Source organism: Streptomyces sp. NPDC003016 (assembly GCF_053591455.1).
In genome coordinates this window covers 206,366-221,939 of record NZ_JBSFTV010000006.1, presented here as the reverse complement: position 1 = coordinate 221,939, position 15,574 = coordinate 206,366, and the positions used below count along the sequence as shown (strand labels likewise).

19 protein-coding genes and 4 tRNA genes are annotated in these 15,574 nt (G+C 70.4%); 14 read left to right on the top strand and 9 right to left on the bottom strand.

Annotated features, from left to right (window positions below; translation table 11 throughout):
• The first annotated feature begins 26 nt into the window (after window positions 1–26).
• Together htpX and ACWDZ4_RS07575 are read left to right on the top strand one after the other, a co-directional pair.
• A complete protein-coding gene (htpX, locus tag ACWDZ4_RS07580; protein WP_451507479.1) occupies window positions 27–890 on the top strand; it encodes a zinc metalloprotease HtpX in 864 nt (287 codons plus the stop codon).
• A complete protein-coding gene (locus ACWDZ4_RS07575; RefSeq protein ID WP_451507478.1) occupies window positions 887–1,279 on the top strand; it encodes a YccF domain-containing protein in 393 nt (130 codons plus the stop codon). The genes htpX and ACWDZ4_RS07575 overlap by 4 nt, the downstream gene beginning before the upstream one ends.
• Window positions 1,280–1,389: 110 nt before the next feature.
• Here the strand turns inward: ACWDZ4_RS07575 and ACWDZ4_RS07570 are convergent, their stop codons facing one another.
• Window positions 1,390–2,634, bottom strand: a complete 1,245-nt coding sequence (locus tag ACWDZ4_RS07570; protein ID WP_451507477.1) for an APC family permease — start codon at window positions 2,632–2,634, stop codon at window positions 1,390–1,392.
• A gap of 57 nt (window positions 2,635–2,691) precedes the next feature.
• Between ACWDZ4_RS07570 and ACWDZ4_RS07565 the strand changes: the two genes are divergently transcribed.
• Window positions 2,692–2,961, top strand: a complete 270-nt coding sequence (locus tag ACWDZ4_RS07565) for a GlsB/YeaQ/YmgE family stress response membrane protein (protein ID WP_451507476.1) — start codon at window positions 2,692–2,694, stop codon at window positions 2,959–2,961.
• A gap of 37 nt (window positions 2,962–2,998) precedes the next feature.
• Here the strand turns inward: ACWDZ4_RS07565 and ACWDZ4_RS07560 are convergent, their stop codons facing one another.
• The 3 genes from ACWDZ4_RS07560 to ACWDZ4_RS07550 form a co-directional block, all read right to left on the bottom strand.
• A complete protein-coding gene (locus tag ACWDZ4_RS07560; RefSeq protein ID WP_451507475.1) occupies window positions 2,999–3,655 on the bottom strand; it encodes an alpha-ketoglutarate-dependent dioxygenase AlkB family protein in 657 nt (218 codons plus the stop codon).
• The gene (locus ACWDZ4_RS07555) at window positions 3,652–4,179 is read right to left on the bottom strand and encodes a methylated-DNA--[protein]-cysteine S-methyltransferase (protein ID WP_451507474.1); all 528 of its coding nucleotides are present in this window, start codon (window positions 4,177–4,179) and stop codon (window positions 3,652–3,654) included. Before ACWDZ4_RS07555 ends, ACWDZ4_RS07560 begins: the two co-directional genes overlap by 4 nt.
• Before the next feature lie 191 nt (window positions 4,180–4,370).
• Entirely contained in the window at window positions 4,371–4,859 is a 489-nt protein-coding gene (locus ACWDZ4_RS07550; protein WP_028812401.1) for a YajQ family cyclic di-GMP-binding protein, read from the bottom strand.
• A gap of 224 nt (window positions 4,860–5,083) precedes the next feature.
• Between ACWDZ4_RS07550 and ACWDZ4_RS07545 the strand changes: the two genes are divergently transcribed.
• Window positions 5,084–5,165 (top strand) — tRNA-Tyr (locus ACWDZ4_RS07545).
• Window positions 5,166–5,275: 110 nt separating this feature from the next.
• Here the strand turns inward: ACWDZ4_RS07545 and ACWDZ4_RS07540 are convergent.
• Both ACWDZ4_RS07540 and ACWDZ4_RS07535 read right to left on the bottom strand, forming a co-directional pair.
• Entirely contained in the window at window positions 5,276–5,932 is a 657-nt protein-coding gene (locus ACWDZ4_RS07540; protein WP_451507473.1) for an SDR family oxidoreductase, read from the bottom strand.
• A 130-nt stretch (window positions 5,933–6,062) separates the two neighbouring features.
• Complete coding sequence (locus ACWDZ4_RS07535) at window positions 6,063–7,322, bottom strand: amidohydrolase family protein (RefSeq protein ID WP_451507472.1); 1,260 nt, start codon at window positions 7,320–7,322, stop codon at window positions 6,063–6,065.
• Window positions 7,323–7,554: 232 nt separating this feature from the next.
• Here ACWDZ4_RS07535 and ACWDZ4_RS07530 point away from each other — a divergent pair.
• The 6 genes from ACWDZ4_RS07530 to ACWDZ4_RS07505 all read left to right on the top strand — a co-directional run bounded on the left by ACWDZ4_RS07530 (window position 7,555) and on the right by ACWDZ4_RS07505 (window position 10,190).
• Window positions 7,555–7,627, top strand: a tRNA-Thr gene (locus ACWDZ4_RS07530).
• A 47-nt stretch (window positions 7,628–7,674) separates the two neighbouring features.
• Window positions 7,675–7,747: transfer RNA gene (locus ACWDZ4_RS07525), tRNA-Met, on the top strand.
• A gap of 88 nt (window positions 7,748–7,835) precedes the next feature.
• The gene (gene rpmG, locus ACWDZ4_RS07520) at window positions 7,836–8,000 is read left to right on the top strand and encodes a 50S ribosomal protein L33 (RefSeq protein ID WP_003956487.1); all 165 of its coding nucleotides are present in this window, start codon (window positions 7,836–7,838) and stop codon (window positions 7,998–8,000) included.
• A gap of 100 nt (window positions 8,001–8,100) precedes the next feature.
• Window positions 8,101–8,553 (top strand): FAS1-like dehydratase domain-containing protein, encoded by a 453-nt coding sequence (locus ACWDZ4_RS07515; protein WP_451507471.1) that lies wholly within the window; start codon window positions 8,101–8,103, stop codon window positions 8,551–8,553.
• Window positions 8,553–8,981: a MaoC family dehydratase gene (locus tag ACWDZ4_RS07510; protein ID WP_451507470.1), complete on the top strand. Its 429-nt coding sequence runs from the start codon at window positions 8,553–8,555 to the stop codon at window positions 8,979–8,981. The genes ACWDZ4_RS07515 and ACWDZ4_RS07510 overlap by 1 nt, the downstream gene beginning before the upstream one ends.
• 153 nt (window positions 8,982–9,134) lie before the next feature.
• Window positions 9,135–10,190 (top strand): UDP-N-acetylmuramate dehydrogenase, encoded by a 1,056-nt coding sequence (locus tag ACWDZ4_RS07505; protein WP_451507469.1) that lies wholly within the window; start codon window positions 9,135–9,137, stop codon window positions 10,188–10,190.
• A gap of 38 nt (window positions 10,191–10,228) precedes the next feature.
• Here the strand turns inward: ACWDZ4_RS07505 and ACWDZ4_RS07500 are convergent, their stop codons facing one another.
• Window positions 10,229–10,867: an NAD(P)-dependent oxidoreductase gene (locus ACWDZ4_RS07500; RefSeq protein WP_451507468.1), complete on the bottom strand. Its 639-nt coding sequence runs from the start codon at window positions 10,865–10,867 to the stop codon at window positions 10,229–10,231.
• A gap of 96 nt (window positions 10,868–10,963) precedes the next feature.
• Here ACWDZ4_RS07500 and ACWDZ4_RS07495 point away from each other — a divergent pair, with 96 nt between their 5' ends.
• Window positions 10,964–11,581, top strand: a complete 618-nt coding sequence (locus ACWDZ4_RS07495) for a TetR/AcrR family transcriptional regulator (RefSeq protein ID WP_451507467.1) — start codon at window positions 10,964–10,966, stop codon at window positions 11,579–11,581.
• Here the strand turns inward: ACWDZ4_RS07495 and ACWDZ4_RS07490 are convergent.
• Together ACWDZ4_RS07490 and ACWDZ4_RS07485 are read right to left on the bottom strand one after the other, a co-directional pair.
• On the bottom strand, window positions 11,550–12,569 hold the full coding sequence (locus ACWDZ4_RS07490) for an adenosine deaminase (RefSeq protein WP_451507466.1): 1,020 nt from the start codon (window positions 12,567–12,569) through the stop codon (window positions 11,550–11,552). The genes ACWDZ4_RS07495 and ACWDZ4_RS07490 overlap by 32 nt on opposite strands.
• 139 nt (window positions 12,570–12,708) lie before the next feature.
• Window positions 12,709–13,935, bottom strand: coding sequence for a pyridoxal phosphate-dependent aminotransferase (locus ACWDZ4_RS07485; protein WP_451507465.1), 1,227 nt, complete (start codon window positions 13,933–13,935; stop codon window positions 12,709–12,711).
• A 193-nt stretch (window positions 13,936–14,128) separates the two neighbouring features.
• Between ACWDZ4_RS07485 and ACWDZ4_RS07480 the strand changes: the two genes are divergently transcribed.
• From ACWDZ4_RS07480 to nusG, 3 genes are all read left to right on the top strand, one after another.
• Window positions 14,129–14,201 (top strand) — tRNA-Trp (locus ACWDZ4_RS07480).
• Between the two features lie 106 nt (window positions 14,202–14,307).
• Window positions 14,308–14,595 carry a preprotein translocase subunit SecE gene (gene secE, locus ACWDZ4_RS07475; RefSeq protein ID WP_344499995.1) on the top strand — a complete coding sequence of 96 codons (288 nt, stop codon included), beginning with the start codon at window positions 14,308–14,310 and terminating at the stop codon, window positions 14,593–14,595.
• A gap of 74 nt (window positions 14,596–14,669) precedes the next feature.
• Window positions 14,670–15,557, top strand: coding sequence for a transcription termination/antitermination protein NusG (nusG, locus tag ACWDZ4_RS07470; protein ID WP_451507464.1), 888 nt, complete (start codon window positions 14,670–14,672; stop codon window positions 15,555–15,557).
• The last annotated feature ends 17 nt before the right edge of the window (window positions 15,558–15,574 follow it).

Here is a 15,574-nt window from a genome sequence, read left to right as displayed (position 1 = left end):
CTGCCGCACCATTTGGAGGGCGCACCGTGCACCGCCGGCACAACGGGCTGAGGACCGCCGTACTCCTCGGGGGACTGTCAGCACTCATCATCGCCATCGGCAGCTTCTTCGGCCGTACGGGCCTGATCGTCGCGGTTCTCGTCGCATTCGGCACCAACGCCTACGCGTACTGGAACAGCGACAAACTGGCACTCCGCGCGATGCGCGCCCGCCCCGTGAGCGAGTTCGAAGCGCCACAGCTCTACCGCATGGTCCGTGACCTCTCCACCCAGGCCCGCCAGCCGATGCCCCGCCTGTACATCTCGCCGACCCAGGCCCCCAACGCCTTCGCGACCGGCCGCAACCCCCGCAACGCCGCGGTCTGCTGCACCGACGGCATCCTGCGGCTCCTGAACGAGCGCGAACTGCGCGGCGTCATCGGCCACGAGCTGAGCCACGTCTACAACCGGGACATCCTGATCTCCTCGGTCGCCGGCGCCCTGGCGTCAGTGATCATGTTCCTGGTCAACTTCGCCTGGCTCATCCCCTTCGGCCGCTCCGACGACGACGAGGGGCCGGGCCTCTTCGGCATGCTGCTGATCATGATCCTGGGCCCCCTGGCCGCCTCCGTCATCCAACTCGCGGTGAGCCGCTCCCGCGAGTACCAGGCAGACGCCTCCGGAGCCCAGCTCACCGGCGACCCGCTCGCCCTGGCGAGCGCCCTGCGCAAGCTCGAAGCAGGCACGAAGCAGCTGCCACTCCCTCCCGAGCCGCGGATCGAGACCGCGAGCCACATGATGATCGCGAACCCGTTCCGCCCGGGACAGACCGGATCGAAGCTGTTCTCGACCCACCCACCCATGGCGGAACGCATTGCCCGACTCGAACAGATGGCAGGTCACCGCCCATGAAGACAATCCTCAACGTCATATGGCTGGTGCTGAGCGGTTTCTGGCTCTTCCTCGGCTACCTCCTGGCAGGCGTACTCCTCTGCGTCACGATCATCGGCATCCCCTTCGGCCTGGCGTCCTTCCGCATCGGCCGCTACGCCCTCTGGCCCTTCGGCTACACAGCAGTGGAGCGTCGCGACGCGGGATCCCCCTCCTGCGTGGGCAACGTCCTGTGGCTGGTCCTGGCGGGCTGGTGGCTGGCGCTGGGTCACGTCGTCACGGGCATCGCGCTCTGCGTCACGATCATCGGCATCCCGTTCGGCATAGCCAACTTCAAGATGATCCCCGTCTCACTGCTCCCGCTGGGCCGCGAAATCGTCCCGACGGACCAGCCGTTCGCGTCCAGGTAACCGCACAGCGCCCCGCCCCGACGATTCCGGTGCCGGGAGGAGACGCCCCGGCGCGGCACCGACCTCAAAACCCCCGCACCTCCCACAGGCGCCGGACGCGGGGCCGGACTTCAGCGCCCGGCCGCCCTCCGCACCCCGTACGTCGCCGCCCCCACCGCCAGCACCGCCGCTCCCGCCCCCACCGAGGCCACCGGCAGCGCGAACGCCAGCCCCGCGCATCCCACCACCCCGCCCACCGCCACGACCCGACCGCGCCCCGGACCCAGCGTCCACGCCGAAGCGTTGGCCACGGCGTAGTAAGCCAGCACCCCGAACGACGAAAACCCGATCGCCCCCCGCACATCCCCCGCCGCCGCCACCACAGCAACAACCACCCCCACTGCCAACTCGGCCCGGTGCGGCACCTGAAACCGCGGATGTACGGCGGCCAGCGCACCCGGCAGATGCCCGTCCCGGGCCATCGCCAGCGTCGTGCGGGACACCCCCAGGATCAGCGCCAGCAACGACCCCAGCGCCGCCACAGCCGCCCCCACCCGCACCACGGGGGCCAGCTCCCCCACGCCCGCCGCCCGCACCGCATCCGCCAACGGCGCCGCGGAAGACGCCAGTTCCCCGGCCCCCAGCACCGACAGCACCGCGACCGCCACGCACGCGTACACCACCAGCGCGATCCCCAGCGCCACCGGAATCGCGCGCGGGATCGTACGGGCCGGGTCGCGCACCTCTTCCCCCAAGGTGGCGATCCGCGCGTACCCGGCGAACGCGAAGAACAACAGCCCAGCAGCCTGAAGCACCCCACCGGCCCCCGAACCGCCGGCTCCCGAGCCACCTGTCCCCGGCCCCGGCGAAGGCCCCTCCGCCCCAAGACACACCGCCACGACAGCCACCAGCACCGCCAGCACCACCGCCACGATCGCCCGCGTCAGCCACGCCGACTTCTGAACACCCCCGTAGTTCACCGCGGTCAGCACCACCACAGCGGCGACAGCCACCCCGTGCGCCTGCTCCGGCCACACGTACACCCCGACCGTCAGCGCCATGGCCGCGCAGGAAGCGGTCTTCCCCACCACGAAGCCCCAGCCCGCCAGATACCCCCAGAAGGGCCCGAGCCGCTCCCGCCCGTACACGTACGTCCCGCCGGAGGCCGGGTAGAGGGCCGCGAGCCGCGCGGAGGACATCGCATTGCAGTACGCCACCACAGCGGCCAGCGCCAGCCCCGCCAGCAGCAGCGTCCCGGAGCCGGCCGCCCCCGCCGCCGGCGCGAGCGCCACGAAGATCCCCGCACCGACCATCGCCCCGAGCCCGACCACCACGGCGTCGAAGACCCCGAGCGTCCGCCGCAGTTCCTGTGTCATGCGCCGCACCCTACTGGCCTGCGCAACCACTCCGAGCTCCGGAACGTCTTCGGCTGCATGAGCATCATCAGCTGGATCGTCCTCGGGCTGCTCTCCGGAGCCGTCGCCAAAATCCTGCTTCCCGGACGCGATCCGGGCGGCCTGATCGGCACGACCCTCATCGGTGTCGCGGGCGCGTTCATCGGCGGCTGGGCATCGGCCCGCTACCTCGACCGCCCGATCGCCGACGAGTTCTACGACGGGGCCACCTGGGCCGCCGCCATCGGCGGAGCGCTCGCCCTCCTGGTGGTGTACCGAATCCTCTTCGGCCACTCACGCTCCCGCTGAGCCACCTGAGCCACCTGAGCCACCTGAGCCACCTGAGCTACCCGAGCCCCGTCTCCCGCAACGTGATGTTGAGCCGCCCGCCCGCCATCCCGTTTCCCGGACCACCCGTCCCCGGCAGCACCTTCGGCACCCCGTGGTACGCGAAGCGCGAAGGCCCCCCGAAGACGAAGAGATCCCCCGAGGCCAGCTCCACATCCGTGTAAGGCCGCCCCCGGCTCTCCGTATTGCCGAACCTGAACACGCACGTGTCGCCGATGCTCAGCGACACCACGGGAGCCCCGGACCGCTCGTCCTTGTCCTGGTGCATCCCCATCTTCGCGTCACCGTCATAAAAATTGACGAGCGCGGTGTCCGGCGCGTATCCCCGCGCCGCCTCCTCGTCCCCGTACGCGACGCCCAGCGCCCGCCGCCCCAGCCCCGCCAGCCACTCGGGAAACCCGGCCACCGGCGCGCCGTTCACATCGTCCGCCGTGCGCGTGTACCGGTACGGCTGCCAGTGCCACCCCACGCACACCGTCCGCACCGACATGACCCCGCCGTGCGGCAGCCGTGTGCGCCGGATCGGCACCGGACCCCGCGCCCACTCCCGGCACGCCCCGACCAGCTCCCGCTGCTCGTCCACCGACAGCCAGCCGGGTACGTGCACCGCCCCCGGCGCGATCTGCGCCGGCTCCCGGGGAAACAGTCCGGTCACGCCCGCGCCCCGACCGCCCCGGCTCCCTCAAGCTCCAGCAACCGCCGCTTGCGCTCCAGCCCGCCCGCGTACCCGGTCAGCGAGCCGTCCGCCCCGATCACCCGGTGGCACGGCCGCACGACGAGCAGCGGGTTGCGCCCGATCGCCGTCCCCAGCGCCCGTACCCCGGCCCGCGAGACCCCGATCCGCTCGGCGAGCTCTCCGTACGACGTCGTGGTGGCGTACGGAATCGTCTCCAGCGCCTCCCACACCCGCCGCTGGAAGTCCGTGCCGGCACCGCCGGCGTACTCCAGGTCGAAGCGCGTCAGTTCCCCCTCGAAGTACGCCCGTACCTGTCGCTCGATCTCCTCGAAGGCTCCGGGCTCGCGTCGCCACCCGTCCGGCACGTCACCGGCGACGGCCCCGCCCTTCTGCCCCGGCACCGACAGCGAGGCCAGCGCCGTACCGCCGACGGCGGTCGCGGACTCCTCGCCCACCAGCAGCAGCTCGCCCAGTGGGCTGTCCACGGTCGCGTAGAGCGTCATGGCCGGTCCCTTCCCTCACAGTGCGTTCCCGTACGTTCCGTGCGTTCCCGTACGCCCCGACACGACGAGTCTGCGCCACCGGGCCCGCCGGAGCTGGCGGCATTCGGACATCGCGGCGGGGGCGGAGCCGGCCGCGCCGCCTCCACCCCCGCTCCGCAGCGAACCGCCGGGTCAGCGGTGGTTCACGGGCTTCAGCGGTAGTTCACGAACTGCAGCGCGAAATCGAAGTCCTTGCCCTTGAGCAGCGCCTGCACGGCCTGGAGGTCGTCACGGCTCTTCGAGCTGACCCGCAGCTCGTCGCCCTGGACCTGCGCCTTGACGCCCTTGGGACCCTCATCGCGGATGATCTTCGCCACCTTCTTGGCGTTGTCCTGGGAGATGCCCTCCTCGATGGACGCGAAGATCTTGTACTCCTTGCCGGACAGCTGCGGCTCGCCGGCGTCCAGCACCTTGAGCGAGATCCCGCGCTTGACCAACTTGGTCTCGAAGACGTCGAGGATCGCCTTGACCCGCTCCTCGGAGTTGGCCTGCATCAGGATCTTCTCGCCGGACCAATCGATCGAGGCGCCGACGTTCTTGAAGTCGTAGCGCTGCGAGATCTCCTTCGCGGCCTGGTTGAGGGCGTTGTCGACCTCCTGCCGCTCGACCTTCGAAACGATGTCGAAACTGGAGTCGGCCATGTCCTGTGGCTCCTTGTGATCGGGGGATGGGGGTACCGGTTCCGGGTTGCCTCGCCGGGCGGGGTACGCGGCCGGTGCTCCCGGGCCGCTTCCGTAAAGCCTAGTCACCCGCGCCCGCCCCGAGCACTGATCAATCCGGTGGCGGAGCACCCCCGGGCATCAGGTATCGTTTACGTCGTTGCCACGGAACACCGCCCAGGCGGTCGACCAGAGCGACATCCCATGGCGGTGTGCCCGAGTGGCCAATGGGAGCGGACTGTAAATCCGCCGGCTTAGCCTTCCCAGGTTCGAATCCTGGCGCCGCCACAGGTAGGGAAACCCCCTCCGGACTGCAGAAATGCGGACCGGAGGGGGTTTTCTGGTAGTTGAGCCGGTTGCTGTCCCCGTCCCGGAACTCTCCGGCCGGCGCAGGACGTTCAGTTACCGGCGACGTCCTTCACCGCGACGGTGACCGGCACCGAGCCGCTGATCAGCTCCAGAGTCAGACCCGCCGTCGACGGAGTCTCCAGCAGCTCGGCCAGGACGGCCGCCACGTCGTCGCGTGCCACCGGCCCACGCCCCGTCGAGACCCCGAGGCGCACGAGCCCCGTGCCCGCGTCGTCCGTCAGGCTGCCCGGCCGCAGGATCGTCCAGTCCAGGCCGGCCCGGGAGCGTACGTCCGCGTCCGCCGCGCCCTTGGCGCGCAGGTACGCGTCGAAGACCTCGTCGCCCGCCCGCTCCGGATCCGCACCCATCGAGGACACGACGAGAAAACGGCGTACGCCCGCCCGCTCCGCCGCGTCCGCGAAGAGCACGGCCGCGCCCCGGTCCACCGTGTCCTTGCGCCCGGTGCCGCTGCCGGGCCCCGCGCCCGCCGCGAAGACGGCGGCGTCGGCGCCTTCCAGTACCTCGGCGACCTGCTCGACGGAGGCCGATTCCAGGTCCAGCACGACCGGTTCGGCGCCCGCCGCCCGCAGATCCTCGCTCTGCCCGGAATCGCGGACGATGCCCGCGACCCCATACCCGCGTGCGGCGAGCAACCGCTCCAGCCGCAGCGCGATCCGACCATGTCCACCCGCGATGACAATGCGCATGTTCCCGACCGTACGCGCACCTCTGCGCGTGTGCCCAAGTCCCGGCCGCCCCGAGTGAAACGCCCGGGTGGAACGCGCAGGTGAAACGCCCGGATGAAACACCTGGGCGAAGCGCGGTTCGCGCGCCGGCTCAGCCCCGTCCCTGGCGCGGCAGGCCGAGCGCGACGGCGGCCGCCGAGTCGCAGTACTCCCGTACCGCGCTGGTACGTGCCACCACCCGCCCGCGGTGGATGACGACGCGGCTGTACGCGAGCGACAGCACCCCCGCGATCCGCTCCCCGCGTACGGCGACCAACTCCGCGGGAAATCCCGCCTCCACCCGCACCTCGGGCAGCCCCATCGCCTCCCGTGCCGCCGAGCTCACCGTCCCGTAGGCGTCCGAAGCCCGCATCCCGCTCTGCGAGGCCAGCAGGTAGGCCGCCTCCAGCGGATCCCCGCGCCCCACCGGATTGGCCACGTCCCGCAGCGCCCCGCTGCCCGCGGCGACCCGCACCCCCGCCGCCCGCAGCAGCCGTACGGGAGCCGGCCCGCCGCCCCGCCGCTCCACCCCCGCGCAGTCGCCCTGCGGCAGGCAGACCACGGTCACCCCGGCCGCGGCCAGCTGTCCGGCGGCACGCTTCGCCGCCTCCAGGGGCAGCCGGGAGAGCCCGGCGCACGGGCCGATCGTGACCCCGGGCCGCAGGCCGCCCACCATCGCCGCGAGCCGGGCGAGCCGGGTCGGATCGTCACCCTCCGTATGGAGGTCCACGGGGCAGCCGTGCTCGGCGGCGACCTCCAGGACCGCCTCCGTGTAGCCGGCCGGGTCGGGATCGAGATCCGGGCAGCCCCCCACCGCACCGGCGCCCATCTTCACGGCGTCCCGCAGCATCGACAGGCCGTCCGCGCCCGCGAGGCCGGTGAGCAGCCGGGGCACGGCGACGGCGGTCAGGTCGGCCAGCCCGCGCAGCGAGCGCCGCGCCTGGAGCACCGCCTCCATGGACCTGAGCCCCTGCACGTCCCCGATCCGCACGTGCGAGCGCACCGCGGTCGCACCGTGCCCCAGCTGGAGCAGCACCGCCTCGGTGGTGCGGCGCTGGACGTCCTCGGTGCGGTACGGAACGGGGCCGCCGACGTCGGCGGTGAGAGCGGTGTCGCTGTGGGCGTGCGGCTCGGCGGGGGCGGGCAGCAGGAGATGACCGCTGAGGTCCACGCGCGCGCCCACCGCGGGGAGGCTGCCCGCGGTGCCGACGGCCTCGATGCGCCCGCCGCTGAGCCGTACGTCCACAGTCCGGCCGTCGGTGAGACGGGCCGAGCACAGCAGCAGCGTGGTGCTGTCGGTGCCGGGCGGGCCGTCGCTGTTTCCCGAGCCGCCGCCGGACGAACGGGGCGGCTGCGGCTGGCTGTCGGACATCGGGCTCCTGTGGGGGGCTCGGGCGTACAAAGATCAAGATCAAGATCACGCAGCGTGAGACGAGCCTAGGGGCCCGCAAACCGGCCTTCGAGGAGGAGCGCAATAGTCGTACCGGTGTGGGCACGAGTGGCGTACGGGACGGGTGTGGTGAGCGCGGGAAAGAAGGCGGGAGGGCGGGGCCGAAAACGGATTTGGGCGATCGGCGGGCAACCGTGTAATGTCTTCATCGCTCGCCCCAATAGCTCAGTCGGTAGAGCGTCTCCATGGTAAGGAGAAGGTCTACGGTTCGATTCCGTATTGGGGCTCTGGTGATCGGTGATCCCCGTCTTCGGGCGGGGGGATCCGTCATCAAAGCGGTGTAGCTCAGTCGGTAGAGCAAGCGGCTCATAATCGCTGTGTCACCGGTTCAAGTCCGGTCACCGCTACACACGGTAGCCGATTGTGGGGTCGGTCCTTCGATCGGCTACTCTTTTATGCGTTCATCCGTCAACCGTCCGTCCAAGGAGCACTCACGTGGCTGCCACCGACGTCCGCCCGAAGATCACGCTGGCCTGCGTGGAGTGCAAGGAGCGGAACTACATCACCAAGAAGAACCGGCGTAACAACCCGGACCGTCTTGAGATGAAGAAGCACTGCCCGCGCTGCAACTCGCACACCGCGCACCGCGAAACCCGCTAAACACAGGCTCGTATGCGAGGCCGTCCCCACTTCGGGGGCGGCCTCGTGTCGTTTGTCCAGTCAGACTCATCAGGCATCAGGCATCAGGAGGTACGAGCCCATGGCGCTCGATCAGTCCTTCGTGGGGCGGGCCTATCCGCCCACCGCACCGTACGAGGTCGGCCGGGAGAAGATCCGTGAGTTCGCCGAGGCCGTGGGCGACACCAATCCCGCGTACACCGATCCGGAAGCCGCCAAGGCGCTCGGTCACTCCGATGTGATCGCACCGCCGACCTTCGTCTTCGCCGTCACCTTCATGGCGGCGAGGCAGGTCGTCGAGGACCCGCAGCTGGGTCTGGACTACAGCCGTGTGGTGCACGGCGACCAGAAGTTCGCGTACAAGCGCCCGGTGCGCGCGGGGGACCGGCTGTCGGTCACCTCGACGATCGAGGCGGTCAAGTCGCTGGCCGGCAACGACATCGTGGACATCCGCGGCGACGTCCACGACGAGACCGGTGAGCATGTCGTGACGGCATGGACGAAGCTCGTCGCACGTGCGGCGCAGGAGGCGTGATGACTGCGAAGATCTCCTCTGCGGACGTCGAGGTCGGCACCGAGCTGCCGGCCCAGTCCTTTCCCGTGACGCGTGCCACGCTCGTGCGGTACGCGGGCGCCTCCGGCGACTTCAACCCGATCCACTGGAACGAGAAGTTCGCCACCGAGGTCGGGCTGCCGGACGTGATCGCGCACGGCATGTTCACCATGGCCGAGGCGATCCGGGTGGTCACCGACTGGGCCGGCGACCCGGCCGCCGTCGTCGAGTACGGCGTGCGTTTCACCAAGCCGGTCATCGTCCCGAACGACGACAAGGGCGCGCTGATCGAGGTCAGCGCCAAGGTCGCCGCACTGCTGGACGACAACCGGGTCCGGGTGGACCTGACCGCGATGAGCGCCGGGCAGAAGGTGCTGGGCATGTCCCGCGCCGTGGTCCAGCTCGCCTGACACGACTCGCCTGACGCAGCTCGCCCGATGCAAGACGTGAGGTAAGGGGCACCCCGCCTTTGCGGGTGCCCCTTACCCCTTGCCCTCGTCCGCGCCCTGCGGACCGCGTACGGGGCGCCTCCGGCAGCCGGGGGCGCCCCGTACGCTTGTCCCGTGCAGGAACTCCACGACGCTCCCCTCGCCCCCCTGACCACCTTCCGGCTCGGCGGCCCCGCGACCCGTCTCGTCACGGCCACCACCGACGACGAGGTGATCTCCGTCGTCCGCGAGGCCGATGCGGCCGGCACCCCGCTGCTCGTCATCGGCGGCGGAAGCAACCTGGTCATCGGCGACAAGGGCTTCGACGGCACCGCCCTGCGCATCGCGACCACCGGCTTCCACCTCGACGGCACGTCCCTGGAACTCGCCGCAGGCGAGGTCTGGACCGACGCCGTCGCCCGCACCGTCGAGGCGGGCCTCGCGGGCATCGAGTGCCTCGCGGGCATCCCCGGCTCGGCCGGCGCGACCCCGATCCAGAACGTCGGGGCGTACGGCCAGGAAGTGTCCGGCGTCATCACCGAGGTCGTCGCCTACGACCGCCGGGCGGGCGAGACGGTCACCCTCCCCGCCGCCGACTGCGACTTCTCGTACCGCCACAGCCGCTTCAAGCGGGACCCGGACCGTTTCGTCGTCCTGCGCGTCCGCTTCGCACTGGAGGACGCGGGCGGCCTGTCCGCGCCGATCAAGTACCCCGAGACCGCGCGCACGCTGGGCGTCGTGGCCGGCGACCGCGTGCCCGCCGCCCTCGCCCGCGAGACCGTGTTGAAACTGCGCGCGGGCAAGGGCATGGTCCTGGACCCGGAGGACCACGACACGTGGTCGGCGGGGTCCTTCTTCACCAACCCGATCCTGACGGACGAGGAGTACGCCGCCTTCCTCGCCCGCGCTCAGGAGCGCCTCGGCTCCGGTGTGACGCCGCCCGCGTTCCCGGCGGGCGACGGCAGGACCAAGACCTCGGCGGCCTGGCTGATCGACAAGGCCGGATTCACCAAGGGGTACGGGGCGGGTCCGGCCCGTATCTCCACCAAGCACACCCTCGCCCTCACCAACCGCGGGGACGCGACCGCCGACGACCTGCTGGCGCTCGCGCGCGAGGTCGTCGACGGGGTCCGCGAAGCGTTCGGTGTGACGCTGGTGAACGAACCGGTGACGGTGGGCGTCAGCCTGTAGCAGCTGCAGCGGCAGGAAGCCCCGCAGGGCGCGTCGGCCTAGTACGCGACCCCCACCCCCTGCTTCACCGTCGCCGGGTCGTCCACCATCGAGAGCATCGCGTGCGCCACATCGGCCCGCGCGATGCTCCTGCCGCTGCGCGGACTGCCTCCGACGACCGTCCGGTACGTCCCCGTCCCCGGCTTGTCGAGCAGCCGCGGCGGCCGCACCGACGTCCAGTCGGTCGTCGAGCGCGCCAGCTCCTCCTCCATGACGCGCAGGTCGGCGTACACGTCCTTCAGGACCGCGCCGACCACCGACAGCATGGCGCGGTCCAGGAACGGCTGGCCCTCGGGCACCGGCCCGACCGGAGCCGCGCTGACCACCAGCAGACGTCGCGTGCCCTCCGCCTCCATCGCCCGCAGTACCCGGCGGGTGAGGGGCGCGGCGATCCCCGCGTCCTTGCGGGAGCGGGCCCCGAGACCGGAGAACACGGCGTCACGTCCCGCCACCGCCCGGCGCAGCGCCTCCATGTCCCCGTCGCCCAGCTGTGCCGTGAAGACCTCCAGGCGCTGCCCCGTCACGCCGAACCGCGCCGGGTCGCGCACCACCGCTGTGACCTGGTGACCCCCCGCCAGCGCCTGCTTGACGATCTCCTGCCCGATGCCGCCGGTCGCGCCGAAAACAGTGATGTTCATTGCACACCCTCCCCAGGTGGGTAAGTATTCACTCACTTCACTTCCCACCAGGGTGGGTGAGTGTTCACTCACTCGTCAAGCTTTTATGGAGCACACATGCAGAAGCCCGCACGAGAGCGGATCCTCGACGCTTCCCACGAGCTGATGCGGACCATCGGCCTGGCCCGTACCACCACCAAGGAGATCGCCCGGGCCGCCGACTGCTCCGAGGCCGCGCTGTACAAGCACTTCGCGAGCAAGGAGGAGCTCTTCGTGACCGTACTGAAGGAGCGCCTGCCCGAGCTGGGCCCGCTCCTCCACCGCCTCACCGCCGATCCGGGGGACCGCTCCGTCGAGGAGAACCTCACCGAGATCGCCCGTCAGGCCGTCCACTTCTACGCGGAGAGCTTCCCGATCGCCGCCTCGCTCTACGCCGAGACCAAGCTCAAGCGCCGCCACGACGACTCCATGCGGGAGATGGGCACCGGCCCCCACACGCCCATCGAGGGCCTCGACACCTATCTGCGCTCGGAACGCGAAGCCGGCCGCATCAGTCCCGGCGCCGACACCTTCGCGGCCGCGTCACTGCTCCTGGGCGCCTGCGCCCAGCGCGCCTTCGCCTATGACTCCACCGTCGGCAGGAAGCCCCCGCAGTCCGTGGCCGAGTTCGCCGCCGCTCTCGCCCGCACCCTGCTGAACGGGATCAGCCGGCCAGCCAGTGATCGATCCCGGTGAGCAGCTTCGCCTGTACGTCGCCGGGCGCGGCCGACCCGCGCACCGACTGCCGTGCCAGCTCCGCCAGCTCGGCGTCCGTGAACCCGTGGTGCTGCCGCGCCAGCTCGTACTGCGCCGCCAGCCGCGACCCGAACAGCAGCGGGTCGTCCGCGCCCAGCGCCATCGGCACCCCGGCGTCGTACAGCGTCCGCAGCGGCACGTCCTCGGGCTTCTCGTACACCCCCAGCGCCACGTTCGAGGCCGGGCACACCTCGCACGTCACACCCCGCTCGGCCAGCTTCCGCAACAGCCGCGGGTCCTCGGCCGCCCGTACGCCATGCCCGATCCGCGAAGCGCGCAGATCGTCCAGACAGTCCCGTACGGACACCGGCCCCGCCAGCTCCCCGCCGTGCGGCGCGGCCAGCAGCCCGCCCTCCCGCGCGATCGCGAAGGCACGGTCGAAATCCCTGGCCATGCCCCTGCGCTCGTCGTTGGAGAGCCCGAAGCCGACGATCCCGCGGTCCGCGTACCGCACGGCCAGACGTGCCAGCGTCCGCGCGTCCAGCGGATGCTTCATCCGGTTCGCCGCGACCAGCACCCGCATTCCGAGCCCGGTCTCCCGCGACGCGCTGTCCACCGCGTCCAGGATGATCTCCAGGGCCGGAATCAGTCCGCCCAGCATCGGCGCGTACGACGTCGGGTCGACCTGGATCTCCAGCCACCCCGAACCGTCCCGCACGTCCTCCTCGGCCGCTTCGCGCACCAGCCGCTGGATGTCCTCGGGCTCGCGCAGACACGACCGGGCGGCGTCGTACAGCCGCTGGAAGCGGAACCAGCCGCGCTCGTCGGTCGCACGCAGCTTCGGCGGTTCCCCGCTCGTCAGGGCCTCCGGCAGGTGCACGCCGTACTTGTCGGCCAGATCGAGCAGCGTGCCGGGCCGCATCGACCCGGTGAAATGCAGATGCAGATGGGCCTTCGGCAGCAGTCGGACATCGCGCACACTCAACATCCCAAGATCCTGCCGCACGCACGAGCCGCCCGGAAGCACCTTTTCTCGAACGAGTAGCCGCCCGAACGCAGAAACGGGCCCCCGACACCGGCCGGGGACCCGTTCAGTCACTGAAGAAGCAACGGGAAAACCAACCGCGTCAGTCGCGGGCCTCCGCCAGCAGCTTCTGGATCCGCGACACGCCCTCGGCCAGGTCCTCGTCACCCAGCGCGTACGAAAGCCGCAGGTAACCCGGCGTACCGAACGCCTCGCCCGGGACCACCGCCACCTCGACCTCGTCCAGGATCAGCGCGGCCAGCTCGACCGAGGTCTGCGGGCGCTTGCCGCGGATCTCCTTGCCGAGCAGCGCCTTGACCGAGGGGTACGCGTAGAACGCGCCCTCCGGCTCCGGGCAGACGACGCCGTCGATCTCGTTGAGCATCCGCACGATCGTCTTGCGGCGGCGGTCGAAGGCGGAACGCATCTCGGCGACCGCGTCCAGGTCACCGGAGACCGCGGCCAGCGCCGCCGCCTGCGCGACGTTGGAGACGTTCGACGTGGCGTGCGACTGCAGGTTGGTCGCGGCCTTCACCACATCCTTCGGGCCGATGATCCACCCCACGCGCCAGCCGGTCATCGCATAAGTCTTGGCGACGCCGTTGACCACGATGCACTTGTCCCGCAGCTCGGGCAGGACCGCCGGGAGCGAGACCGCGGACGCGCCGCCGTACACCAGGTGCTCGTAGATCTCGTCCGTCAGCACCCACAGACCGTGCTCGACGGCCCAGCGGCCGATCGCCTCGGTCTCGGCCTCGGTGTACACCGCGCCGGTCGGGTTGGACGGGGAGACGAAGAGGACGACCTTGGTCTTCTCCGTACGGGCCGCCTCCAGCTGCTCGACCGACACGCGGTAGCCGGTGGTCTCGTCGGCGACCACGTCGACCGGCACACCGCCCGCGAGACGGATCGACTCGGGGTACGTCGTCCAGTACGGCGCCGGGACGATGACCTCGTCGCCCGGGTCCAGGATCGCGGCGAAGGCCTCGTAGATGGCCTGCTTGCCGCCGTTGGTGACCAGGACCTGCGAGGCGTCCGGCTCGTAACCGGAGTCACGCAGCGTCTTCGCGGCGATCGCGGCCTTGAGCTCGGGGAGCCCGCCGGCCGGCGTGTAGCGGTGGTATTTCGGGTTGCGGCAGGCCTCGATCGCGGCCTCGACGATGTAACCGGGCGTAGGGAAGTCGGGCTCGCCGGCGCCGAAGCCGATGACCGGACGGCCGGCGGCCTTCAGTGCCTTGGCCTTGGCGTCCACGGCAAGGGTTGCGGACTCGGAGATCGCGCCGATTCGGGCTGAGACCCGGCGCTCGGTGGGAGGAGTTGCAGCGCTCATACGGCCCATCGTCCCAGACCGCAAACAGGCTGAGCACACAGATGTCGAGGGGTGGACGCGAAGCGCTCCGGGGCAGTCTGTTCGACGCCGGGCCTGTGACCACGTACACTCACTCGTCGTTGGCCCTCAACGACAGCTCCTCCGTGCGCACTCCGTGCACTCGGCCGGATGCGGTAGGTTGGGGTAACCACAAAGGGTCGTAGCTCAATTGGTAGAGCACTGGTCTCCAAAACCAGCGGTTGGGGGTTCAAGTCCCTCCGGCCCTGCTACACACATCTTCGCCAGGATGTGTGCGCATGTACGTACTTCTATGCACCGCCGTGCGGCTCCACCGGGCGCGGCACGGCCACGACCCGGAATCAGGTGAGTAGCGTGACGGACGCCGTGGGCTCCATCGACATGCCTGATGCCCAGGACGAGACGCCGGATTCCAAGAAGAAGTCCCGTAAGGGCGGCAAGCGCGGCAAGAAGGGCCCTCTGGGCCGTCTCGCGCTCTTCTACCGCCAGATCGTCGCCGAGCTGCGCAAGGTCGTCTGGCCCACCCGCAGCCAGCTGACGACGTACACCACCGTGGTGATTGTCTTCGTCGTCGTCATGATCGGCATTGTGACCGTAATCGACATGGGCTTCGCCCGAGCCGTCAAGTACGTCTTCGGCTGATCCCGCGTAGGGCGCCCTCTCCGGCGCCCCTTTCGCACGTTCCACCCATTTGTATCCAGGAAGAAGCAGCCACCGTGTCTGACCCGAACCTGAACGACGCCGTTGAGCCGAGCGAAAGCGCGGAGTCCGCTGAGGACCAGCTCGACATCGTCGAGGCGGCCGACGAGGACCAGGCGGAAGCTGCTGACGCCGCTGCGGGCGAGCCGGCGGAAGAGTCCGCCGTGAGCGTCGAGACCGACGAGGACATCGCCGAGGAAGCCGACGAGGCGGACGACGCCGAGGAAGCCGCGGAAGCCGCCGACGCCGAGGAAGAGGTCTCCGAGGAAGAGGCCCCCGCGGAGCCGGTCGACCCCGTCGCCGCCCTCCGCGAGGAGCTCCGCACCCTTCCGGGCGAGTGGTACGTCATCCACACGTACGCCGGGTACGAGAAGCGCGTGAAGGCGAACCTGGAGCAGCGCGCGGTGTCGCTGAACGTCGAGGAGTTCATCTACCAGGCGGAAGTGCCCGAGGAAGAGATCGTCCAGATCAAGAACGGCGAGCGCAAGAACGTCCGCCAGAACAAGCTTCCCGGTTACGTCCTGGTCCGCATGGACCTCACCAACGAGTCCTGGGGCGTTGTCCGCAACACTCCCGGCGTCACCGGCTTCGTCGGCAACGCCTACGACCCGTACCCGCTGACGCTGGACGAGATCGTCAAGATGCTCGCCCCGGAGGCCGAGGAGAAGGCCGCCCGCGAGGCGGCCGAGGCCGAGGGCAAGCCGGCGCCCAGCCGCAAGATGGAGGTCCAGGTTCTGGACTTCGAGGTGGGCGACTCGGTCACCGTCACCGACGGCCCCTTCGCGACCCTCCAGGCGACGATCAACGAGATCAACGCCGACTCGAAGAAGGTCAAGGGCCTCGTCGAGATCTTCGGCCGCGAGACCCCGGTCGAGCTCAGCTTCGACCAGATCCAGAAGAACTGACCCTCTCTGGACACCCG